The 21,714-nt window shown below is 53.6% G+C and carries 20 protein-coding genes and 1 pseudogene; 4 read left to right on the top strand and 17 right to left on the bottom strand.

Annotation, left to right across the window (positions count from 1 at the left end; translation table 11 throughout):
- The first annotated feature begins 36 nt into the window (after positions 1-36).
- Positions 37-1,395 (top strand): metalloprotease PmbA, encoded by a 1,359-nt coding sequence (gene pmbA / locus LG202_RS08530; RefSeq protein ID WP_230347961.1) that lies wholly within the window; start codon positions 37-39, stop codon positions 1,393-1,395.
- 59 nt (positions 1,396-1,454) lie between these two features.
- Here pmbA and LG202_RS08525 read toward each other — a convergent pair whose 3' ends face one another.
- Positions 1,455-2,192, bottom strand: coding sequence for an MlaA family lipoprotein (locus LG202_RS08525; RefSeq protein WP_230347960.1), 738 nt, complete (start codon positions 2,190-2,192; stop codon positions 1,455-1,457).
- Positions 2,193-2,403: 211 nt separating this feature from the next.
- Here LG202_RS08525 and LG202_RS08520 point away from each other — a divergent pair, with 211 nt between their 5' ends.
- Complete coding sequence (locus tag LG202_RS08520) at positions 2,404-3,399, top strand: class 1 fructose-bisphosphatase (protein WP_230347959.1); 996 nt, start codon at positions 2,404-2,406, stop codon at positions 3,397-3,399.
- 33 nt (positions 3,400-3,432) lie between these two features.
- Here the strand turns inward: LG202_RS08520 and LG202_RS08515 are convergent, their stop codons facing one another.
- The 4 genes from LG202_RS08515 to panD are packed head-to-tail and all read right to left on the bottom strand — an operon-like array spanning position 3,433 to position 6,106.
- Positions 3,433-4,869, bottom strand: coding sequence for a cryptochrome/photolyase family protein (locus tag LG202_RS08515; RefSeq protein WP_230347958.1), 1,437 nt, complete (start codon positions 4,867-4,869; stop codon positions 3,433-3,435).
- An 18-nt stretch (positions 4,870-4,887) separates the two neighbouring features.
- A complete protein-coding gene (rlmH, locus tag LG202_RS08510) occupies positions 4,888-5,355 on the bottom strand; it encodes a 23S rRNA (pseudouridine(1915)-N(3))-methyltransferase RlmH (RefSeq protein ID WP_230347957.1) in 468 nt (155 codons plus the stop codon).
- Positions 5,356-5,366: 11 nt separating this feature from the next.
- Positions 5,367-5,726, bottom strand: a complete 360-nt coding sequence (rsfS, locus tag LG202_RS08505) for a ribosome silencing factor (protein ID WP_230347956.1) — start codon at positions 5,724-5,726, stop codon at positions 5,367-5,369.
- Positions 5,726-6,106, bottom strand: a complete 381-nt coding sequence (panD, locus tag LG202_RS08500) for an aspartate 1-decarboxylase (RefSeq protein WP_230347955.1) — start codon at positions 6,104-6,106, stop codon at positions 5,726-5,728. Before panD ends, rsfS begins: the two co-directional genes overlap by 1 nt.
- 92 nt (positions 6,107-6,198) lie before the next feature.
- Between panD and LG202_RS08495 the strand changes: the two genes are divergently transcribed.
- The gene (locus LG202_RS08495; RefSeq protein ID WP_230347954.1) at positions 6,199-7,941 is read left to right on the top strand and encodes a DUF4153 domain-containing protein; all 1,743 of its coding nucleotides are present in this window, start codon (positions 6,199-6,201) and stop codon (positions 7,939-7,941) included.
- 40 nt (positions 7,942-7,981) lie between these two features.
- Here LG202_RS08495 and LG202_RS08490 read toward each other — a convergent pair whose 3' ends face one another.
- The 3 genes from LG202_RS08490 to LG202_RS08480 all read right to left on the bottom strand — a co-directional run bounded on the left by LG202_RS08490 (position 7,982) and on the right by LG202_RS08480 (position 11,995).
- Complete coding sequence (locus LG202_RS08490) at positions 7,982-10,393, bottom strand: TonB-dependent siderophore receptor (protein WP_230347953.1); 2,412 nt, start codon at positions 10,391-10,393, stop codon at positions 7,982-7,984.
- Between the two features lie 103 nt (positions 10,394-10,496).
- Positions 10,497-11,477 (bottom strand): FecR domain-containing protein, encoded by a 981-nt coding sequence (locus LG202_RS08485; protein WP_230347952.1) that lies wholly within the window; start codon positions 11,475-11,477, stop codon positions 10,497-10,499.
- Positions 11,474-11,995, bottom strand: coding sequence for a sigma-70 family RNA polymerase sigma factor (locus tag LG202_RS08480; RefSeq protein WP_230347951.1), 522 nt, complete (start codon positions 11,993-11,995; stop codon positions 11,474-11,476). Before LG202_RS08480 ends, LG202_RS08485 begins: the two co-directional genes overlap by 4 nt.
- Before the next feature lie 140 nt (positions 11,996-12,135).
- Between LG202_RS08480 and ypfJ the strand changes: the two are divergent.
- A pseudogene (gene ypfJ / locus LG202_RS08475) lies at positions 12,136-12,977 on the top strand (KPN_02809 family neutral zinc metallopeptidase).
- Between the two features lie 45 nt (positions 12,978-13,022).
- On the opposite strand, the gene LG202_RS08470 reads toward ypfJ, so the two are convergent.
- The 9 genes from LG202_RS08470 to pcnB form a co-directional block, all read right to left on the bottom strand.
- Entirely contained in the window at positions 13,023-13,169 is a 147-nt protein-coding gene (locus LG202_RS08470; protein WP_230347950.1) for a hypothetical protein, read from the bottom strand.
- Positions 13,170-13,302: 133 nt separating this feature from the next.
- Entirely contained in the window at positions 13,303-15,702 is a 2,400-nt protein-coding gene (locus LG202_RS08465) for a TonB-dependent siderophore receptor (RefSeq protein WP_230347949.1), read from the bottom strand.
- Between the two features lie 126 nt (positions 15,703-15,828).
- A complete protein-coding gene (locus tag LG202_RS08460) occupies positions 15,829-16,512 on the bottom strand; it encodes a FecR domain-containing protein (RefSeq protein WP_230347948.1) in 684 nt (227 codons plus the stop codon).
- A 162-nt stretch (positions 16,513-16,674) separates the two neighbouring features.
- A complete protein-coding gene (locus LG202_RS08455; RefSeq protein ID WP_230347947.1) occupies positions 16,675-17,181 on the bottom strand; it encodes a sigma-70 family RNA polymerase sigma factor in 507 nt (168 codons plus the stop codon).
- A 157-nt stretch (positions 17,182-17,338) separates the two neighbouring features.
- The gene (panC, locus tag LG202_RS08450) at positions 17,339-18,190 is read right to left on the bottom strand and encodes a pantoate--beta-alanine ligase (protein WP_230347946.1); all 852 of its coding nucleotides are present in this window, start codon (positions 18,188-18,190) and stop codon (positions 17,339-17,341) included.
- A gap of 3 nt (positions 18,191-18,193) precedes the next feature.
- Positions 18,194-18,982, bottom strand: coding sequence for a 3-methyl-2-oxobutanoate hydroxymethyltransferase (gene panB, locus LG202_RS08445; protein ID WP_230347945.1), 789 nt, complete (start codon positions 18,980-18,982; stop codon positions 18,194-18,196).
- A 4-nt stretch (positions 18,983-18,986) separates the two neighbouring features.
- Positions 18,987-19,634 (bottom strand): deoxynucleoside kinase, encoded by a 648-nt coding sequence (locus LG202_RS08440; RefSeq protein WP_230347944.1) that lies wholly within the window; start codon positions 19,632-19,634, stop codon positions 18,987-18,989.
- Positions 19,631-20,122: a 2-amino-4-hydroxy-6-hydroxymethyldihydropteridine diphosphokinase gene (gene folK, locus LG202_RS08435; RefSeq protein ID WP_230347943.1), complete on the bottom strand. Its 492-nt coding sequence runs from the start codon at positions 20,120-20,122 to the stop codon at positions 19,631-19,633. The genes LG202_RS08440 and folK overlap by 4 nt, the downstream gene beginning before the upstream one ends.
- 2 nt (positions 20,123-20,124) lie before the next feature.
- Positions 20,125-21,483 carry a polynucleotide adenylyltransferase PcnB gene (gene pcnB, locus LG202_RS08430; protein WP_230347942.1) on the bottom strand — a complete coding sequence of 453 codons (1,359 nt, stop codon included), beginning with the start codon at positions 21,481-21,483 and terminating at the stop codon, positions 20,125-20,127.
- Between the last annotated feature and the right edge of the window lie 231 nt (positions 21,484-21,714).

Here is a 21,714-nt window from a genome sequence, read left to right as displayed (position 1 = left end):
TGATGTATGATAACAGTTTTTTGCAAAGAGACGCCCGTGAACGACCAGACAGCCCATGATTCGCGCTTTTCATACACGCTGGATGAGCTGAAGGGACTGAGCGATGAAGTGTTGCGTTTTGCCAAGGCCGCAGGGGCAAGCGCAGCTGAAGCAGAGGTTAGCCTGGGTATCGGCCAGAATGTCTCGGTGCGCATGGGTGAAACCGAAACCATTGAATACAACCGTGACAAGGGTATGTCTGTCACTGTGTATTTCGGCCAGCAAAAAGGTCATGCCAGCACCTCTGACCTCAGTATGCAGGCGCTCAAGGATACTGTCGCAGCGGCTTGTAATATTGCACGCTATACCGCACAGGATGAATTCTGTGGATTGGCTGACCCTGCTTTGCTGGCACGCGATATTCCAAATCTTGATCTGCATCATGCCTGGGATATCAGTGTTGATGAGGCACTGGCCTTGGCACTGGAGTGTGAGCAGGCTGCCCGGTCTGCTGATCCCCGTATCAGTAATTCCGAAGGCGCTTCGGTCTCCACTTATGAGGGTCTATTTTCCTACGCCAATAGCAATGGCTTCAACGCTGGGTATCCCAGCTCGCGTCATGGCTTGAGCTGTTCGGTCATTGCCGAGGCAGCTGAAAGCATGCAACGGGATTATTGGTATTCCAGCGCCCGTCACCCTGCTGACCTGGATTCAGCGCTTGCGGTAGGCTTACGTGCCGGTGAGCGTACAGTACGTCGTCTCAACCCGGGTCGCGTCAAGACTTGTCAGGTGCCTGTGCTATTCGAGGCACCACTGGCTTCTGGCTTAATTTCTCACCTGGTTTCTGCGATCTCGGGTGGCAGTTTGTATCGAAAATCATCTTTCCTGCTGGATAGCCTGGGCAAGCAGGTAATGTCTTCATTCGTGAATATTGAAGAGTTGCCGCACGTGCCGCGCGGACTAGCAAGCTCACCATTTGACAATGAAGGCGTGGCGACCCATGCCCGGACCTTGATCAAAGATGGCGTGTTGCAGGGCTATATGCTCGGTAGTTATTCCGCTCGCAAGCTCGGGATGCAAAGCACGGGTAATGCAGGCGGTAACCACAACTTGATTATCCGGCACGGTGATCTGGATCTTGCTGGACTACTGAATACCATGGGCACAGGGCTACTGGTGACGGAGTTGCTGGGGCACGGTATTAATATGGTGACGGGTGATTACTCCCGTGGTGCGGCTGGTTTCTGGGTGGAAAATGGCGTGATTGCCTATCCAGTTGAGGAAATCACGATTGCCGGCAATTTGGCAGAAATGTTCATGAATATCGTGGCCGTAGGCAATGACGTGTTGGTACAGGGTTCCAAGCAAACAGGCTCCATCTTGATTGAACGCATGACGGTTGCAAGTGGAGAATAAGTAGACTCACTCTGTACCAATAAAAAAGCCACGCATCTGCGTGGCTTTTTGTTTAGTAATTACTGCTGCGCATCTGGGGTTTCGTCGTCATCATCGTCGTCGAAATCATCATACTGCGTGGCTTTGCCATGCACTGCGATATCCCGACGTTGCAGGTAGGCTTCGCGCATGAAAATGTACGGGTCAAGTGCTGCATCATCGACCAGATCGCTTGCTGGCAAATATTGTGAGCGCAGATCAACGAAGCTGAGCATCCGCAACTGGTTACGTATACGGACATGATTGGTGTACTGGATGGGGTCGAAGTAGAGCGTATCAACCGTCAGGCCAGCGGTATCGCGGATGGTGCTTGGGCCTACAAATGGCAGTACCAAGTAAGCGCCACTGCCAACGCCCCATTTGCCCAGTGTCTGGCCAAAATCAGCTTTGTGTCTGGGTACGCCATCCATCGAGGCAACATCAATCAGGCCACCAATCCCAATGGTGGAGTTGATTACCAGGCGGCCAGCGTTATCCATGGCTTTGCCCAGCTCCAACTGCAGGATGTTGTTGATCAAAGAGGTGAAGGTGCCCAGGTTGGTGAAGAAATTGTTGACGCCTGTGCGAATCGGGCTAGGCAGTACTGCCTTGTATGCGCCTGCAATGGGTTTCAGTACGGCTTTATCAGCAGTATCATTGAATTTATAAACGCCACGGTTAAAGCCTTCCAGTGGGTCTTTATTGGCTTGGGTGGCACAGCCGCTGATACTCAGTGCAAGTACGAGGCTGGTTGCGATCCCTGAAATCTTAATGCGCATACATCTGTCCTAATTATTATTGAGTGTCTCTAATTTGACACAAACGGAACCCACTTTAACCGAGCGGTTTTTAGTTGTCTATCGAATTTAATACAACTAAAACTCCTTAACGGCAGCGAGTTGTAAAAATGAAACACCTGATGCACAGAGGTGTGTGGTACAACCAATGGCTTGCGATATGCCGCGAGCATGTAGAGAGGAAGCACTGACGATGTTGAATTTATCGGATTTCCTGGCAGGGCAGGCCACGCAATATCAGCTTGCTCCAAGCCTGACTGAGGCGGTGGCAACGCTTGCACTGGCATGCAAGGCTGTGGCGCATGAGATTGGTCATGGTGCGTTGCGCGGCAATATGGGTGAGGCTGATCAGCAGAATGTGCAAGGGGAGCAGCAGAAAACACTGGACCTCATCAGCAACGATATTTTTGTGAAGATGGCTGCCCAAAGCCCACACATCGCTGCGCTGGCATCAGAGGAGCTGGAGCATGCCCAGATATTTTCTGGTAAGCAGGCACCCTACTTATTGGTGTTTGATCCGCTTGATGGATCATCGAATATCAACCTGAACCTTTCCGTGGGCAGCATTTTTTCCATTCTGGAGGCGCCAGCGGGCCACATTGATGAGGCTGCATTTTTACAGCCTGGTAACCGGCAGCTGGCGGCTGGGTATGCTTTATATGGCACATCGACCATGCTGGTGCTGACCCTTGGGCATGGCGTATATGGATTTACCCTTGATCCTGAGCAAGGCGAGTTTTATCTGACCCATCCCGCGTTGACCATTCCCGCCAGCACCCAGGAGTTTGCCGTCAATATGTCTAATCAACGCTTCTGGCAGCCGCCGGTACAGCGGTATATCGAGGAATGCATTGCTGGGAAAAGTGGGCCACGTGGCAAGGATTTCAACATGCGTTGGGTGGCAACCATGGTGGCAGAAGTGCATCGCTTATTGGTGCGTGGTGGCGTATTTCTTTATCCGCTCGATAGTCGCAGCGTGGGGCGGGGTGGGCGCTTGAGGTTGTTGTACGAAGCTAACCCCATGGGCTGGCTGGTGGAGCAGGCAGGTGGTCTTGCCAGTACTGGGCACCGGAATATCCTGGAGGTGGAGCCCGGTAGCCTGCATCAGCGTGTGGCCGTGATTCTCGGGGCGAAGGAAGAGGTTGAGCGCTTGCAGGAGTATCACTCATTCACTGATCCGACTGCATAGATATCGGGCCAGTTTTTGTAACTGGCAACGGGATTATGTTGCGGTAGAGGCTTGGTGGCTGGCTTGTTTATAGAGTGCGAGTGCTTGTTCACGTCGCATCGCGTGATCCACGACGGGCATAGGGTAATCCTTGCCAATTACCAGCCCCAGTTCCTGCTGGCGTAAAGGTGGCATCAGCCACGGGGCATGGATTTCCTTGCTAGTGCATCCTTGCAGCTCAGGTACGTATTTGCGGATGAACTTGCCATCGGCATCGAATTTTTCTGATTGCGTTATCGGATTGAAAATACGGAACCAGGGTTGTGCATCACAGCCCGTGGAAGCTGCCCATTGCCAGCCGCCATTGTTGGCGGCCAGGTCAAAGTCGATCAGGTGTTCCGCAAAATAGTGCTCTCCCCAGCGCCAATCGATCAACAGATCTTTGACCAAGAAGCTCGCAGCCACCATGCGCAGGCGGTTGTGCATATAACCTGTCTGGTTGAGCTGGCGCATGGCGGCATCTACCAGGGGGTAGCCAGTCTTGCCTGTGCACCATGCCTCAAACAAGCGCTTATCGTTGGGGAAGGGAATAGCGTCGAATTCAGGCTTGAAGCTTTTCCCGTGTGCCACTTGGGGGTGGTGATGCAGTATCTGGAAATAAAAATCCCGCCACAGCAGTTCGTTGAGCCAGGTTTCAGCCCCCGAGCCTCCCTGTTGCCATGCTGTACGTGCCAGGTGGCGGATGGATACGGTGCCAAAGCGCAGGTGAACGGACAGATAGGAAGGGCCTTTGACGGCAGGAAAATCGCGCGCATCGCGGTAACGTGACATGCGGTTGTGGAAATCTTCAAATAATGCACTGCCGCCTGACATGCCAGTAGGAAGCTTGAGCTGTTTCAGATTTGTGCGCTCAAAACCCAGAGACTCAAGAGAAGGCATGGATTGTGGTGTCACATTAGCCAAGTGGTGACGATAGCGGTCAACGGGATAGGCTTTGAGATAAAAGTCATTAATGGTTTTCAGGCAGGCATTTTTGTAAGGCGTGAATACGCTGAAAGAGGTGCCAGATTTGGTGAGGATTTCATCCTTCTCAAACAAGACCTGGTCCTTGAATGAGTGAAAGCTAATGCCCGCCTTGGTCAGTGATTGTGAAACGGTCTGGTCCCGGACCATGGTCTCGGGTTCGTAATCATGGTTGCAGTAAACGGCATCGACTGCCAAACGTGCGGCAAGCTTGGGGATTTCCTCTACCGCTTTGCCATGAAGCACGAGCAGGTCGCTACCCTGTTGTTGCAGCGCAGTTTTTAGCTCTTGCACGCTTTCCCAGATGAACTCTACGCGTCTATCCTGCTTGTTGGTGAGTTGTGTCAGGATATCGGTGTCGAAAACGAAGGCACAGATGACTTGTGCTGAGTTTTTCAGTGCGTGATAGAGCGCGGCGTGGTCGTAATCTCGTAAGTCGCGGCGGAACCAGACGAGTGATTTGTTCATGAGTTGGGGCGCGAAAGCTTATTCGCGATGATAAGGATGATTGTTGATGACACTTAATCCGCGATAAAGTTGTTCGCTCAACATCACACGCACCATGCCGTGTGGCATGGTGAGTTTTGACAGGCTCCACAGCCAATTTGCCTGGCGCTTCAAGCTGTCGTGCAGGCCATCGGCACCGCCAATCACCAGGCTGACATCGCGCCCGCTTTCCATCCATCCACGCATCTTGTCAGCTAATTGCAGTGTCGTGACTTCTTGACCTCGCTCATCCAACGCCACGAGGTAGTCTCGACCGGCAGCTTCGAGGATACGCTTGGCTTCTGCTTCCTGCACGACTTCTGCATTTTTGCCGGAGGCGCGTTTGTCTGGCTTGATCTCGACAATGTCCACGTTCATTTCGCGTGGCATGCGCTTGGTGTATTCGTTGCATGCGGATTGCACCCAGTCCGGCATTTTATGTCCGACAGAAATGATCCGCAGCTTCAAGGGAGTGTCGGTTACTCTACGGCTTTGATATGGCCGCGACGGCTTTCAGCTTCGCCCCAGAGTTGTTCCAGGTTGTAGTAGGCGCGGGTAGCGGGCACCATGACATGCACGACGATATCGCCCAGGTCAACCAGCACCCATTCGCCTTCCTTCTCGCCTTCAGTGCCCTGAATGTTGGCACCTTTTTCCTTGAGCTTTTCGCGGACATTGTCGGCAACTGCCTTGGCTTGGCGAGTGGAGTTAGCACTGGCGACGATCATGTAATTGGTCATGGAGGTAAGCTTGCGCACGTCCATGACGGTAATATCAAAGGCTTTGATATCTTCCAGCGCGTCGACGACGGCCAGCTTCATTTGTTCTAAATCTAGCATTAGGCAGCTTGTACAGGGATATGCTGGCGTTGATCCTTGATGCGGTTTTGCGCATCAACATAGACCAGCTTGGGTTTGAAAGTGGCGAGCTCGGCTTCGGAATATACGGCATAGCTAGCGATGATCAGTAAATCGCCAGGGCTGGCTTTGCGTGCAGCAGCACCGTTGACGGAAATGACGCCGGAGTTGCGTTCCGCACGGATGGCATACGTTGTGAAGCGTTCGCCGTTATTGACATTGTAGATGTCGATCTGTTGATATTCCTTGATGTCGGCTGCGTCAAGCAGTGCTTCATCAATGGCACAGGAGCCCTCATAGTCCAGCTCCGAGTGCGTCGTGCGTACCCGGTGCAGCTTGGATTGGAGCATGGTTCTTTGCATGGCCTGCCAGTGTAAAAAAACGAGACCCGCTATTATAGTGGAAACAACACGCTGAATAAATGAAGATTTATTGCTGAGGGAGAGATAAGGTCATGAATAGACAGGAACGTAGCTGGATGATTGCTTGGGCAACCCTTCAAGGGTGTGGCCTGTGGCTGTTGCATGAGTGGATACTCAAGCTGACACTCCCTGAGCAATATTTCAGTTGCATCTGGCCCATATATACCTTGATCATTACACTACCGTTGAGCTTCATGGTGCTTTCTGCATATCGCCAACAGCGGCAGCTATGGGTAATGGCGGCGGCCTATTCTCTACTGATGGCGGGTGCTGCCTCATATAGCGGACACCATGCCTGGGGCGGCAATATGCCTCCTCATTCGGCTTGGCAGCCTGGGCTTATCCTGACTTTTATTACCTTATCCACCTGGTTTGTCTTGCTGCCGTTTGCCGAGCATAGGTTAAACAAGGGCAGTTGGTTCAGTGATTATTCGTTCCTGTTTTCTGCTGCTTGGCGCAACTGGGTCAAATTGGTATTGGCTGGCGTTTTTACCGCCCTGTTCTGGGCGTTATTGTTCTTGCTGGCGGGCTTGTTCAAGGTGCTTCATGTCAATTTTCTCATGGAGTTGATTAGTAGCAGGATATTTGCTTATCCAGTTACCGCCATCACGTTTGGCATAGGACTCTCGTTGTATGCTGCCAAGGAGGAAGCATTGGTCGGTATTTACCGGGCAAGCCTGGATATATTGGGCTGGTTGTTGCCAGTGGTCAGTTTCATCATGCTCTTGTTCCTGCTGGCATTGCCTTTCCAGGGCCTGGCTCTGTTGTGGCAGACAGGTTATGCCACTAGTCTCATGTTGTGCTTGTTGTTGTGGATGATATTTCTGTTCAATGCTGCATGGCAAGATGCTTCGCGTGAGCAACGGTTTCCTGGTTGGCTGCGGCGCTTCATTGGCCTGAGTTTGCTGACAATGCCGGTATATATCCTTTTATGCGCTTACTCTCTTGGATTGCGGATAATCCAATATGGCTGGACGATAGATAGGGTCTGGGCGGCTTTAGCGATTGTGGTCATGGCCATTTACGCATTCGGATACGCCCTCGTCGTGATGCGAAGGCATGCCGTCTGGATGCTCAATGCAAGGCGAGTGAATGTTGTGGCGGCATTGTTCACGGTGGCACTGCTGATATTCAGCCTGACGCCAATTCTTGACCCTGTAAGGTTGGCAGTTCATAGCCAGGTTTCCCGCTTGCTCGATGGTCGTACACCAGTCAGTGATTTTGATTTCGAGTATTTACGGCTGGAAGGCAGGCGATACGGCAATCAAGTGCTCCAAGACTTGAGCCACAATACTACCCATGAGCATGCTGCCTTGATCAGGCAGAAAGCCGCTGATGCGCTGAAAGTCACGCATCGCACGTTCAAGCCCCAAGGGCCTGAGCCGTTGACACATAAGCAATTGCAAGAACAATTAAAGCTTTATCCCCACGCTACCGAGCTTGATCCGGTGTTTCTGGATTTCGTCCTTGAGCAGCGCAATTCAGGGAAGCTTTATATCAATTGCAGCGCTAACAAGCCCTGCCCGGTGTTAATGCTAGACCTGAATGACGATGGCGAGCAGGAGTTGGTGCTGCTGAGCGGGTATAGCAGCTGTATCTTTTCCAAAGTGCAGGGTGTATGGAAAGTGGTCGGCCGGCTGACAGGCAAGCATATGGATGCGTTAAGCGCCGACAATATACGACGCGAACTAGACACCCTCGATTTCTCTGCCAAGCCCAATACCTGGCGTGATCTATGGGTAGGGGATATGAAATACCAGGTGGAGGAGCAATAAAGGCAGCAGTGTGATTGACTGCTGCCAGCTTCAGAGGTTGTTAGAAATCGAAGGATGCAGATAATACAAAAGTGCGTGGAATCGCGGGAGAAACTGCACCCCAAGAGGTAATGCCGGACCAATATGCGCGGTCTGTGAGATTCTGGATGGTGGCTCGCAAGGTAGTATGGCGGCCAGCAATGCTGGTTTGGTAGCGTGCTCCAACGTCAATGCGCGTCCAGGAGGGGATGTGCAGTGTGTTGGCCTGGTTGACATATTGGCTGCCGGTATAGACAAGATCGGCGGTTAATGTCATGTCCGGAATGAAGGCAGAGTCCCATTCCAATCCCAAGTTTGCCTGTTGCTTGCTGGTGCCGATTGGTCGATTGCCTATCAAGCTAGATGTTGCTGCGCTGGTGATTTCACTGTCTATCAAGGTGATGCCACCCATTGCCCTCAGGCTGGGTAATAGAGTGCCGTAACCATATAGCTCAACGCCGCGATTGCGCTGTTCACCATTAGCGGAAAATACACCATTGTCCAGTCCTCCGCTGGGTTTCTCGATCTGGAACACGGCCACGGTAGTCATGAAGTGGCCTGCATCATACTTGATGCCTGTTTCATATTGTTTGCTCTTGTATGGTGCCAGAACTTCACCATAGTTAACGGCAGCAGGAGGAGCAATGTCTCCCTTGCTCAGCCCCTCGATATAGTTGGCATACAGCGATAAATGCTTGATCGGTTGTACAACGATACCAATAGCAGGGGTTGAGACACTGCGGTCATAATTATTGTTGTTACTGGCACTAAGCACATTGTGATTGGTCGTTTTGATGCGCTGGTGACGAAGCCCCAGTGAGATATGTAGCCTGTCGTCCAACATGGACATGGTGTCGACCAATGCAAAGCTGGTGTTCTGGTTGTTGTATATGCGCGGAATATTGCTAGGCTTGGCAAGATACTGTTTTGCGTAGTCCATCGTATCGTAAATATTCGAGGTCACTGCGGTGCCGGCAAGCAGGGCCCTATCTAGTTGGTCGCGATAAACACTGGTTTGGAATGTGACAGAGTGCTGTATTGAGCCAGTGCGGAATTTGCTGCGCAGGCCAGCATCATAGGTCTTGCGGGCGACCTCAAACACGCCGTAGGTCGGTGTGATCTGTGTAGTGCCTTGCTCACTCACTAATCGAGGAGCCGAGTCGTACACACGGGAGACGTCGGCTGAGGACGTACCCGCATTGGCAAATAATGATAAGTGCTCATTGAAATCATATTCCGTGCGTAACAGGATGGCTTGCTCTTTGTTATCTGACCATTCCCAGGGCTGGGTGACATTACGTTTGCCATCTGGTGCGCCGGGCATCCGGCTAATGCCGGAAGGCATCAGTGGGCGGGTGGGCGCATTAATATGTTCTTTCTGCAGGATGATATCCAGCGTGGACCGGAAGCGCTCTCCTTCATAATCTAATGCCAATGCACCCGTATGCCCTTCCGTAGATTGTTTATCGATAGCAGTATCACCATTGTAGTAGCTCCCATTGAAACGGATACCAAACTGACTATCTGTGCCGAAGCGCCTGCCAACATCCAAGTGAGCGCCTGCTTGGTTATTGCTGATCAGGGATGTGGTGAGGGTGGTGACATCTTTATTAGCTCGCTTAGGGGCAATATTAATGACGCCGCCAACCGAACCATTGGGCGAGATGCCAAATAATAATGCCCCCGGCCCCTTAATGACCTCAATGCGTTCCACATACTCTGTCCTGACACGGTAATTGGGCGCAATACCATAAATACCATCAAAGGCGATTTCTCCTGAGTTTCCCTCCCAGATTGGAAAGCCGCGTATGTATAGATTGTCCACATTGCCACCAGGAGCGACTGTATAGCGCACGGATGGGTCGCGATTGATGGATTCTGCAATGGTTCTTGCTTGTTGGTTCTGGATTGCGGCGGATGTATAACTGGTTGTACTGAATGGTGCGCGCATGTTGGAGGTGTTACCCAACACGCCGAGCCGTACACCTTTTGCAATCTGTTCACCGGCATATGGTGCAGGTAGAAGGTTGATGTTCTGGTCTCCAGCACTGACCTTGAGTTCTGGCAATATTTCAGAGATTTTTTCTTTTGCCACAATCGTATAGCGTTGGTGATCTCGTCGTTGCACGCTGAGGCCTGAACCTGCCAGCAGGATTTCAAAAGCGGATTCAACACTATAGCGTCCATTCAATCCTGCGCTGGTTTTTCCATCGGCCAGAGAGGCATCGGCAGAGAGCAGAATGCCTGCACCTGCTGCAAACTGGCTAAGCACCTGACTTAATGGTCCGGCAGGAATGTGGTACTCGTGCAGTGCACTATCAGGCTCGGCAGCCTGTAATGTGGTGATGTCGAATGTGCTGCCTAGAGCGATTGTGAGCGAGATTACGCAGAGGCGCAGGCGTATTGCACGCTTGCAAAATAGATCGGTGTTCATATGGTTCCCTGAGTGGTTGGAATGAGGCTGCTTCATTTCCTAAACCGAACCAAACTCAAAAAAGGGAACTGGAAGCCATAAAAATACTGCGAATGTCTTGAGCTTAATGCCGTGGCATCAACACAATAGAGTCTTTGCCTGACTCCTGTATTTGTACAGGCAGGGTGTTGGTGATTTCGTCTAATACGAGATGTACATCGTTAAATGGATATGCTCCCATGAGCCGCAAGTGTGCGACGGCCGGTGACACACTCAGCTTGCCCGGATAATACAGCCCAAGCTCCTGAATGAAGTCATCCAGCCTGCGGTTATCTGCGATCAGGATGCCGCGTGTCCAGGCTTCTCGCGCGGCTGATGCCTTGGTAGGGTGGGAAACTCGGTGGGCATCAAACTGTGTTTGCCAGCCTGCGCTGATGACAATCGGGGAAGCGTGTTTCGGGCTGATGGCGACCTGGCCCTCATAGACGGCAAGCAAGGTATGTTCAGCTTGTTGTTGCACGGTAAAGCGGGTGCCAAGGGCGGTCATGCGCCCATGTCGGGTATCAACCACCAGCGGGCGCGCCGGGGACGTGGTGTCATGGCCTGACTGCACCAGGATTTCTCCGGCAGCGAGGGTAATGCGCCGCAAGCTGTAGCCATATTCCACCGTGGCGAGGCTACCGGCATTCAGCCAGAGCTTGCCGCCATCTGCCAGTGTGACGATGCCTGTTTTACCTGGCTCAGGGCGATGGATGTCTGCTTGTGCAGTGAGTGTGGTGATCCAGTCCTGCCAGGGGCTGAAGCGTTTCAGCAGCATGCCACTGGCAAAGGCTATGCTCCCAAAGCCTAGTAACTTCAAGGCCTGGCGCCGGGATGTTGGGCGGCTCAGGGCCTGATGGGCGGCAGGTTTATGGGCAATACTGGTCAATTCTTGGAATGGGGTATGGATGGATTCAACTTCTGCCCACGCTGATTGATGCAGCGGGCTGGCCTTAAGCCAGGCTTGCCAAGCGATTTTATCGTTTTCCTCAGCCTGTTCATCGCGCAAGACAGCAAACCACTCCGCTGCTTGCTGCAATGCCGTGAGTTCGTCACCCTTACTCATGCCTGTGCATCGTTGAGTTCACGGCGCAACAGCAGGCAATGCATCATGGCGGTAGCCATGTATTTCTTCACCATGCGTTCTGAAACCGCAAGTTGCTGGGCGATTTCCAGGTAGGTCAGCCCATCAATCTGTGCGAGCAAGAAGGCTTGCCTAGCCTTGGGATTGAGGCGATTGAGCATGGTGTCAATTTCTAGCAGGGTTTCGATCACCATGGCCTGCAATTCTTGCGAGGCAGCGGATTGACCATCGTAGAGGTCCAAGGCATCAAGATAGCGTTGTTCCAACTCCTGGCGTCGCCATTGATCAATTATCAGGCCCTTGGCTACTTTCACAAGGTAGGCGCGCGGGGTGCTGATATCCCTCAGCGACTCATGTTTCAATAGCAGCCGGACAAAGGCATCCTGTGTCAGATCAGCCGCATTGTGGGGGCATCCCAGCTTTTTGTAGAGCCAGCCGAATAACCAGCCGCGATGTGCCGTATATATCTCTGCCACGGAAAAATGCTGGGGAGAATGCATGAGAAATACTGATTTATATGATAATTATTCTCATTCTAAATCTTGGCGCATTCTTCTACAATGGGGAGATCAGTTGGGCGTAATTCTGTGAATAGATGAGCGTATGATGAAAACTATCGCAAAGCTTTAGAAAGCACATCATGAAATGGGATGGATATCGTCGTTCCGGTAATGTGGAAGATAGGCGTGGCATAGCGACTGGGACCGGTAAGCTGGGCCTTGGAGCGGTGGTCGTGGCGCTGGTGGCGGGCTGGATATTCGGAGTGAATCCGCTCACCATTTTAGGCTTGCTGGATGGCGCGAATCCTCCTGTTGCCACCCGGCAAGGGGCTACGCCGCCGACTAACGATCGCCAGGCCATGTTTGTAGCCACTGTGTTGGCTAGCTGTGGGCCAGGCTGTTCAGTGAGGCGGGTAGGACGTATCAGGAGCCCAAGCTGGTGCTGTTTGGTGGGGGCAGCAATACTACGCAGACAGGGTGTGGTGTGGGGCAGAGCGCCATGGGGCCGTTCTATTGCTCCCTCGACCGCACCGCCTATATCGACCTCGGCTTCTATGACACGCTGGAAAGGCAGCTCGGCGCGCCGGGCGAGTTCGCGCGGGCCTACGTGATCGCCCACGAGGTCGGGCACCACGTGCAGAACCTGCTTGGCGTGCTGCCCAAGGTGGATCAACTGCGCTCCCGCGCGCGCGAGGCGGAAGCCAACCAGCTTTCCGTGCTGCAGGAGTTGCAGGCCGATTGCCTGGCCGGGGTGTGGGCTCACCATGCCGATGCGCAGTACCGCATCGTGGAAGCCGGGGATATCGAATCCGCGTTGAATGCGGCTTCGCAGATCGGCGACGACAACCTGCAAAAGCGTGGGCAGGGCTACGTGGTGCCGGAAAGCTTCACCCATGGCAGCAGCGCCCAGCGCATGCAATGGTTCAATACCGGCTACAAGAGCGGCAAGGTGGAAGCCTGTGATACTTTCAGCAAGGGATGATGTAAAAAGCCGGCAGATGCCGGCTTTTTCTTTTTGACAAGTCGCTTAACGTCCAGGCGCGGTCCTGTCGCTGCCCTGTCCTCGCTCGGAGTTGCCCGGGCCTCCGCCATGGCCGCCATACGGGCCGAAGCCGCAGCAGCCGCCCAGCAGCAAGGCGGAAATGACGATCAACAGAAAGCTTTTGCGTAACATGCTCGTTCCTTTAATGCGATTGCGGTACTCCAAATTGTAGATGCTCAGGCGTGGCTTGGTTGTTAATCCAGGTAAATCTTGAGGAAGAGGGTTTGGGCGGCGCATCCCATGGATGCGCCTGTCGTGACGGGTATTAATATTGCCAGCGCAGCGTCAGCAGCACTTTGCGCGGCTCGCCTGCGTAGCTGTAGAAGTAATTGTCCGAAATGAAGGAGTAGTAGCGTTTGTCGAAGAGGTTGTCGACGTTCAATGCCGCCGACCAGTGCTTGTCAATGTCATAGCCGATGCGTGCATTCCATATCGCATAGCCCCCTTGTACCGGGTTGAGCATGGTGTCGCTGGTGGTTTTCTGCTCGCTACGGTAATTGACGCCAAGGCCGACGCGCCACTTGTTCAGCTCGCCAGGCAACTGGTAGTTCGACCACAGGCGCAGCATATGCCTTGGGATAAGGTAGTTGAACGGCTTGCCGACCAGGCTTTCGTCGGTATCTTCCAGGTATTTGTTCTTGGTGTAGGTATAGCCGCCGCTGACTTGCAGGCCTGGTGCCAATTGCCCATGCGCTTCAGCCTCGAAACCCTCGCTACGTACTTCGCCTGCGGCGCGGGAGCAATACCATCCGTTGCATGTCATCGGGGAACTGTAATCCAGCACTGCGCGATTTTTCTGGTCGACGCGGAACACCGCCAGCGAGGCATTTAACGCGCCGTTGAACAGTTCTCCCTTGATCCCGGTCTCGTAGGATTTGCCCGTCATCGGCGGCAGCACTTTCCGCAGGGTGTCGGTGGCGCTCTGCGGGTTGAAAATCTCTGCGTAGCTGGCATAGGCCGACCATTGCGGCGTCAACGCATACACCAGGCCGCCATATGGGATGAATTCCCCGGTTTCCTTGCGTTCGGTGGTCTCTTCGTAGCCATCGATTCTGCTCGAGCCATGCGAATGGAAGTCGTACCAGTTGGTCCTGCCTCCCAGTACCAAAGTGGTGTGCTCGGTCAAATGGCTGCGTAGCAAGGCATAAATGCCTTTTTGGGTTGTAGTCGATGTCTGGTCCCAGATATCGCTGGGCGTGTTGAAGCGCGGGGCGTTGTGGTTAGGGTTGAACACGTCGTAGGTGGTGTAATTCCAATATTGGGAATAACTGTCATCCCGTTTTTGCCGCGAGTAGTTGGCGCCCAACACCACTTCATGCGCCATCCCCAATGCTTGGAACTTGCCATCCGCGTGGATATCCAGGCCTTTGCTGTTGGATGCGTTGTCATAAGTAAAACCAGGGCCGGGAACCGTGCTGCCGCCCAGCGCCACGATGCCATTGCCTTTGGATGTGATGGCATCCCAATCATCCTGGGCGAAAGCGGTTGCAGCCTTGATTTTCCAGTTATCGTTAATACGGTGTTCCAAGTCCAGGAATACCTGTGTTTCACGGCGGTTGGCCTCCTGCCAGTTTGCACCGATATTGGCGGAGCGGGAGAGTCCGAGAGAGCGGCCGTCCGCATAGCGGGGTACGCCGTTATAGAGCACGCTGTTGCCGTCCAGGCGGGAGTGTGCAATGCCAAGGCCGATAGTGGTATCAGGCGACAGGTCGAAATCGATGGCGGCATAGGCATTCAGGTTGCGGTCCCACACCGTATCGAGGAAAGAATTCTTGTCTTCGTAGTCGATGACGGCGCGGCCCCGCAGTGTGCCTTCTGTGTTCAGCGCGCCGCCCATATCCAGGCGTGCGCCGTAATTGTCCCACGAGCCGGCGCGTCCTTCGAGCATAACAGCGGTTTCTGCCAGGCCGCGCTTGCGCACCAGGTTGACAGCGCCGGCTGGGCTGCCTGCTCCCTCCAGCAGTCCTTGCGCGCCACGCATCACTTCGATGCGGTCAAGGTGTACTGCACTGGCGGACAAATCATTTCCAAAGCTGTGATAGCGCGATAGCGGTACGCCGTCGTATTGCAGCGTGTCTGTCAGGAATCCGCGCGAGTAGATGTCGCTGCCGCCGTTGGGGCGGGTGACCAGCGTAATGCCTGGCGTGTTGGCCAGCGCAGTAGTCAACGTATCCAGTCGCTGGTCGTCCATTTGCTGGCGCGTCATGACAGTGACGGACTGCGGGATATCCTTGAGCGACTGCGTGCCCTTCATGAGGCTGGCGCCCTTGGCTGCGTAAGAGCCGGTGCCTTCCGTGGTCAGGTTGCGTTCCGCTGCCGTTTTGACGGCGACCTCCGGCAGCACGGATTCTTTTTGCGGTGCCACCGTGATGATGAAGCTGTTGCCGCCCTTGTCCTGGATGGTCAGGCCGGAGCCGGCCAGCAGTTTTTCCAGCGCTTCGCGCGCTGTGTATTGGCCCTTGAGGGCCGGGCTGGTCTTGCCGCTGGCCAGGCTGCTGGCGAGCAGCACCTGCACGTCGGCTTGCTTGGCGATGCGGTTGACGGCCTGTTCCAGCGGCTCTGCCGGGATATCGAACGCCAGCTTGCCGGTGTCGGCATGGATGGATGCGGCAAATAACAGGCTGATGGCAATGGCGGCCTGCTCGAGTGCGTAGTGATGTGACACGGTAAAAACTCCCCTTCTGTAAACGATTCTGATGACCTACAGGAAGTTAGCCGTTTGGCAGAAGGTTTGTCCCAACCTGGGAATGAGAATTTTTTTGATTATTTTTTCTTTGAGTGATTTGACTGCTTATTTTTTGCTAATCAGCAGGCTGCCGTCTTCCTGTTCTTCTACGTTGACCGGCAGGATATCCGGCAGCAATTGCAGCAGCTTGTCTATATTGTCGATGGCGAACACGCCGGAGAACCTCAAATTGCCTAGCGCCGGCGCTTGCAGATGGATGGGTCCACGGCGGTAGCGCTGGATTTCGACGATGGCCTGGCTGAGCGGTGTTTGCTCGAATACCAGCTTGCCGTCGCGCCAGGCGAGGCTCCTGGCAGGATTGACGTCGCGCGCCGACTGCAATGTGCCGTCCGCCGATATGGTGGCCTGCTGGTTGGCGGTGAGCATGGTGCGCATATAGCCGTTGGCTGCCCGGCTGGTGACCTGCACCTTGCCTTCTTCCACCGTCACCGTCACATGGTCTTGCTGACGGTAGACGTCGAACATTGTGCCTACCACCCTGATGTCTGCCTTGCCCGCCGCCACGGTGAATGGACGGTAGGTGGCCTTGGCGACGGAGAACAGCGCTTGGCCCTGATGCAATGCCACGCGGCGCGAGCGCAGGTGCCAGGAAACCTCAACTTGCGTATCGGTATTGAGCGTGAGCTTGCTGCCGTCTGCCAGTGTAATGTCGGCGCGCTGCCCGATGACGGTAGCATGCTGTTCGCTCCTGTAGGCCGGGTCCAGCCATAGCAAGCCTGCGGCGATCACGGCGAGCAGCAGCGTTGCGTTCGCGGCGGTTTTCTTCTTGCGCGGCTTCTTGATTTCCGGCAGCGGGAATAGCTCTTTCAGAGTGTCGCGGTGCTGTGCCAGTGCGTCTTCTGCACTGTGTTGCTCTTTACCGGGCGGGGGATTTTGCTGCGACATAGATGCTTAATCGCGTCCGAGTTGTTTTTTGCAGGCAGCCAGCCCCAGGCGGGTATGGCGTTCGACCATCTTGACGGAAATGCCGAGTTGCGCGGCCACCTCGGATTGGGGCAAGCCATGAACCTTGTGCATGATGAACACTTGCTTGCAGCGCGGCGGCAGTTGTTCGATGGCTTGCGCCAGCAGTTGCACCTCGCGCTGGGCATCCAGCGCGGCAGCATGGTCGGGAACGCTGGCGGTATCCGGCAGCTCGGCCATGGATTCGATCAAGCGGGTGCGTACGCTTTCGGAACGGCATTCATTCACCGCCATGTTGTGCGAGATGCGCTTGAGCAGGGCAATCGGTTGTCGCGCTTCAATGGCTGGTTTTTCCAGCAGGTGTACGCAAACGTCATGCACTATTTCGCGAGCAAACATCTTGCAGCCAAAGCGTCGCCGGACATAATCCACCAGGTCGTCGTAATGCCGAACCAAAGAGACAAGGATGGGAGGAGTGGATGAGTTGGGTAGCACGCGTGCAAACCAGCCAGTATTAAGTAAGTGCTTATTATAAATAATAATGCTTCTTAATTGTAGTTGGTTGGGCTGATATTGCGACTGAAGAAGGTATAAATGCTGAGAGTATCTTTCAGCGTTCTCTATGGTCTACCCTCATGACATTGCTGTAAAGTCAGTTTGAGGCAAGTGATCGTGTGAATTCTATATTGTCGATTAGGCGGGTATTGCCTTGCCGTGCCGCAGCAAGCACGACTAGCTCAGTGTCTGTTGCGCCGGCAGGTAACAGCGTGGCTGCGGAGCGGATAGAGATGTAGTCTACAATCCAGCCTAGCTGGGTGAGGTATTGGCTGGATTGGGCTTCAATAGCGGCATAGTCATGGTGCCCCTTCTGCACATTGTCGACAATCATGTTAAGGGTGCGATAGAGGCGTTGTGCTTCCAGTTTCTGTGCGCTGCTCAGGTAGCCATTGCGTGAACTTAGGGCAAGGCCACTTTCTTCACGCTGGGTTTCGCCAGCGATGATGTCAATAGGCAAGTTGAACTGTTTTACCAACTCGCGGATGATGAAAAGCTGCTGATAATCCTTCTTGCCGAATAAGGCAATTTGCGGCTGTACGATATTAAACAGCTTCATCACCACAGTTGCTACCCCATCAAAATGCCCTGGTCGTGCAGCGCCACAGAGTTCATTGGCAATTGGTGGGGGTGTGATGCGCATGGTTTGCGCCGCTGGGTACATTTCGGCGACTGATGGCGTGAAAACGATGTCTGCGCCCGCAGCCTGCAGTTTTTCACAATCCTCCGCAAGCGTGCGTGGATAGCTTGCGAGGTCTTCGTTGGCGCCGAATTGCAGCGGATTAACGAAAATACTGACGACCACACAGTCAGCTTGTTGTCGGGCTAGCTTAACCAAATGGATATGTCCGGCATGCAGGTTACCCATGGTAGGCACAAAGGCAATGCTGGGTGCTACTTTTAGCCGAGCGCGCAGTGTTGCAATGTCAGGGATGATGTCTAATGGCATGGCTTATTCAAAGCTATGTTCGGTATCAGGAAAAGTTTGCGCCTTGACGGCAGCCACATAGTCGCTGATCGCTTGTTGAATGCTGGTGGCACCTTGCATGAAATTGCGCACAAAGCGTGGTGATTTGCCTGCGTAAATACCCAGCATATCCTGCAAGACCAGTACCTGGCCATCGCAGTATTTGCCCGCCCCAATACCAATAACAGGAATCTTGATTGCTTGGCTCACTGCCGCTGCCAGGGCAGTTGGCACCATTTCCAGTACCAACATGCCTGCACCCGCAGTTGCCAGGGCTTTGGCATCATCAAGCAATTGACGGGCAGCCGCCTCATCACGTGCTTGTACGCGATAGCCGCCAAATTGATGTACTGATTGTGGTGTTAGCCCCAAGTGACCACAGACAGGAATGCCACGTTCCACCAGAAAGCGCACGGTATCCAGCATGATGCTGCCACCTTCCACTTTGACCATTTGTGCTCCCGCAGCCATCAGCAAGGCTGCATTTTCGAAAGCCTGTTCAGGGTTAATCTGGTAGCTGCCGAAAGGCATGTCGGTGACGATAAAGGCTTGTTGTACGCCCTTGGCAACACAGCGCGTGTGATATTCCATATCACGTAAGGATACGGGCAATGTGCTGGTATAGCCTTGAATGGTCATGCCCAGCGAGTCGCCAACCAGCAGCACGTCTACTCCTGCTTTATCACTGAGCGCGGCAAAGCTGGCGTCATAGCTGGTCAGTACGGCGATCTTTTCGCCACGCTCCTTGAGTTGCTGCAATGCAAGCAGGTTCATGGCTTTACTCCAGGTTGGGGTTGAAGAACTCACGACGGCCACGCATCTGCATCACGCGATCAAGCAGCATGGTCATGGCGGCATCATTTTCGGTGATGTCGAGTTTTTCATTATTCACGATGAGCACAGGTGCGCCATCGTACTGGTGAAAGAAATTGCTGTAGGCATCTGATAGACGCGAAAGATATTCGCGCGGGATTTCCTGTTCATATGAGGTACCGCGCTGGTTAACGCGCTCATGCAAGGTTTCCACGGGCGATTGCAGGTAGATCACCAAATCTGGCGTTGGCACTTGTACATGCAGGTGCTTGTACATCTGGCGATACAGCGCATATTCCTCATCATTGAGGTTTAGCTGAGCAAATAATGGGTCTTTTTCCAGGAAAAAATCGGCAATGGTCGCTTGGTTGAACATATCCCGCTGGCATAAGTCCCGAATCAGCTCAACACGCTGGAACAGGAAAAACATTTGCGTAGGCAAGGCATAGCGTGGTGCATCCTGATAAAACTTGGGCAGGAACGGATTGGCACCCGCGTTTTCCAGCAGGAGATTGACGGGGAACATATCGGCCAGCTTTTTTGCCAGCGTGGTTTTGCCGCTGCCAATCGGCCCTTCAATGACGATGTAATGAAAGCGATCAAAAATACTCATGCCTGATCTTCCTGCAACAAGGCAACGCCTTGGTCTGCACATTGTGCGGCCAAATCCATCACTTTACCGTGGTCAGCAAGCTGCAGGTCTGGAGCAATCTCCGCGAGCGGCAGCAACACAAAGCCACGTTGATGCATGCGTGGATGGGGCAAGGTTAATTCTTGGCTATTCATGGACACTTGATCGTACAACAACAGGTCCAGATCCAACACCCGCGGGGCATTGGGAAAAGGGCGCTCGCGGCCATGCAGGGTTTCCAGTGCGAGGATAGCGCGTAACAAGGCCATCGGCTCCAGGCTGGTCTCAATCTCGGCGACGGCATTGATGAAGTCGGGTTGATCATCATAGCCAAGCGGTGCGGTGCGATAGAGTGAAGAGGTGCGAACCACACGAGTTCCTGGCAGGGTGCCGAGCTCAACCATGGCTTGGCGTACTTCCTGCACCGGGTCACGCAGGTTGCTGCCTAAGGCAATATAAGCACGCGCCATGCTTATTCTCCTGCGGCTGCGGTCGCTGGCTTTTTGGTGCGACGGCGTCTGCGTTTGCGTGGCGTGGAATCAGGCAGCAACATGGTTTGGCGTTTTTCACCATCGGCATTAGCAAAGTCAGTCCACCATTGACCAAGCTCTGCGGGCAGCTCACCAGACTCACAACGCAACAAGAGGAAATCATAGCCAGCGCGATAGCGCGGGTTTTCCAACAAGCTATAGGGGCGCTTGCCCGCACGTTGCTCAAAGCGAGGCTGTAAGCTCCAGATTTCGCGCATCGTCACGCTATAGCGCTTGTTGATCGCCATTTTCTCGGCCTGGATGTCACAGACTTCATCCATTGCCATAAACAAGGCGGGGATAGGCTTATTGCCTTGCTGCTCAAATTTTTTCCAGGCCAACAGGACTTCGTGCCACAGCAGCGTGGCAAATAGAAATCCAGGAGAGACGGGCTTATCTGCCAATACGCGCTCATCGGTATTTTTTAATGCCAGCTTGACGAAACGCTCACCCATTGGCTGTTCCAGCACCACATCCAGCAAAGGCAGCAAGCCATGGTGCAGGCCATGCTCGCGCAAGGCATTGGCACTTTCGATCGCATGGCCGGAGAGAAACATCTTGAGCATCTCGTCGAAGAGCCGTGAAGGTGGCACATCGTGCAGTAGTTCTGCCAACTCGGAAATCGGCTGTTCGGTTTTCTTATCCAGCTTCAGCCCAAGTTTTGCCGATAGACGCACGGCACGCAGCATGCGTACAGGGTCTTCACGATAACGAATTTCTGGGTCACCAATCATGCGTAGCACGCCTGCCTGGATATCAGGGACGCCATTGTGGAAATCCAGCACTTCTTCGGTCGCTGGATCGTAATAGAGCGCATTGGCCGTAAAGTCGCGCCTTACCGCATCTTCTTCCTGCGAGCCAAAAACATTGTCGCGCAAGATACGCCCGGTATCGGCGACCTTGGCGTCACCTTGATCATTCAAATGGCTACCACGAAAGGTCGAGACCTCAATCGTTTCATCGCCAAACATCACGTGCACCAGCCGGAAGCGTCGGCCAATAATACGAGAGCGGCGGAAAATCCGGTTCACTTGCTCTGGCGTGGCATTCGTCGCCACATCGAAATCCTTGGGCCGTTTTTTCAGCAAGAGATCACGCACCGCGCCTCCCACGATAAACGCCTCAAAACCGGCTTTCTGCAATCCTTCCGTCGTCTTGATCGCAGCATGGCTGATCAGCTTGCGGTTGATGTGGTGGGCCTTGGCAGTAATACGAGTGGCGGGCTGATTCGGTTTGGCTGCGGGCAAAGATGCGGATTTTTTTGAGGGTTTAAAAACGCGTTGCAGCAGTTTTTTAATCATTAGAGGTAGAGCCTGAGCGTCTAGTTTAAGAGCAGAATTGATGAATTATAACCGAAAGCTGGATTTATCATGATGGTGACAGAATTGAAAAAGGCAGACCGAAGTCTGCCTTTTATATCGGTGGGGTTGTTTTTCAACTTCCCCTTGTTACCGATAGTCCCCACCATCGGAATACCTGATACGATTATTACTGTAACACAACAATGAATAGTTTCAACGCGAGGTAAGCGA

The organism is Methylobacillus methanolivorans (assembly GCF_054588515.1).
This window is presented reverse-complemented; position numbering and strand designations above follow the sequence as displayed.

Excerpts from the sequence above, each read along its gene's own strand:
- LG202_RS08515 (WP_230347958.1), bottom strand. The coding sequence starts at position 4,869 with ATGAACAAATCACTCGTCTGGTTCCGCCGCGACTTACGAGATTACGAC.
- LG202_RS08440 (WP_230347944.1), bottom strand. The coding sequence starts at position 19,634 with ATGAGTATTTTTGATCGCTTTCATTACATCGTCATTGAAGGGCCGATT.
- panB (WP_230347945.1), bottom strand. The coding sequence starts at position 18,982 with ATGAACCTGCTTGCATTGCAGCAACTCAAGGAGCGTGGCGAAAAGATC.
- LG202_RS08485 (WP_230347952.1), bottom strand. The coding sequence starts at position 11,477 with ATGAGTAAGGGTGACGAACTCACGGCATTGCAGCAAGCAGCGGAGTGG.
- LG202_RS08470 (WP_230347950.1), bottom strand. The coding sequence starts at position 13,169 with ATGTTACGCAAAAGCTTTCTGTTGATCGTCATTTCCGCCTTGCTGCTG.
- rsfS (WP_230347956.1), bottom strand. The coding sequence starts at position 5,726 with ATGCTAGATTTAGAACAAATGAAGCTGGCCGTCGTCGACGCGCTGGAA.
- panC (WP_230347946.1), bottom strand. The coding sequence starts at position 18,190 with ATGCCATTAGACATCATCCCTGACATTGCAACACTGCGCGCTCGGCTA.
- LG202_RS08480 (WP_230347951.1), bottom strand. The coding sequence starts at position 11,995 with ATGCATTCTCCCCAGCATTTTTCCGTGGCAGAGATATATACGGCACAT.
- LG202_RS08525 (WP_230347960.1), bottom strand. The coding sequence starts at position 2,192 with ATGCGCATTAAGATTTCAGGGATCGCAACCAGCCTCGTACTTGCACTG.
- folK (WP_230347943.1), bottom strand. The coding sequence starts at position 20,122 with ATGGCGCGTGCTTATATTGCCTTAGGCAGCAACCTGCGTGACCCGGTG.
- LG202_RS08495 (WP_230347954.1), top strand. The coding sequence starts at position 6,199 with ATGAATAGACAGGAACGTAGCTGGATGATTGCTTGGGCAACCCTTCAA.
- LG202_RS08490 (WP_230347953.1), bottom strand. The coding sequence starts at position 10,393 with ATGAACACCGATCTATTTTGCAAGCGTGCAATACGCCTGCGCCTCTGC.
- LG202_RS08520 (WP_230347959.1), top strand. The coding sequence starts at position 2,404 with ATGTTGAATTTATCGGATTTCCTGGCAGGGCAGGCCACGCAATATCAG.
- panD (WP_230347955.1), bottom strand. The coding sequence starts at position 6,106 with ATGCAAAGAACCATGCTCCAATCCAAGCTGCACCGGGTACGCACGACG.
- pcnB (WP_230347942.1), bottom strand. The coding sequence starts at position 21,483 with ATGATTAAAAAACTGCTGCAACGCGTTTTTAAACCCTCAAAAAAATCC.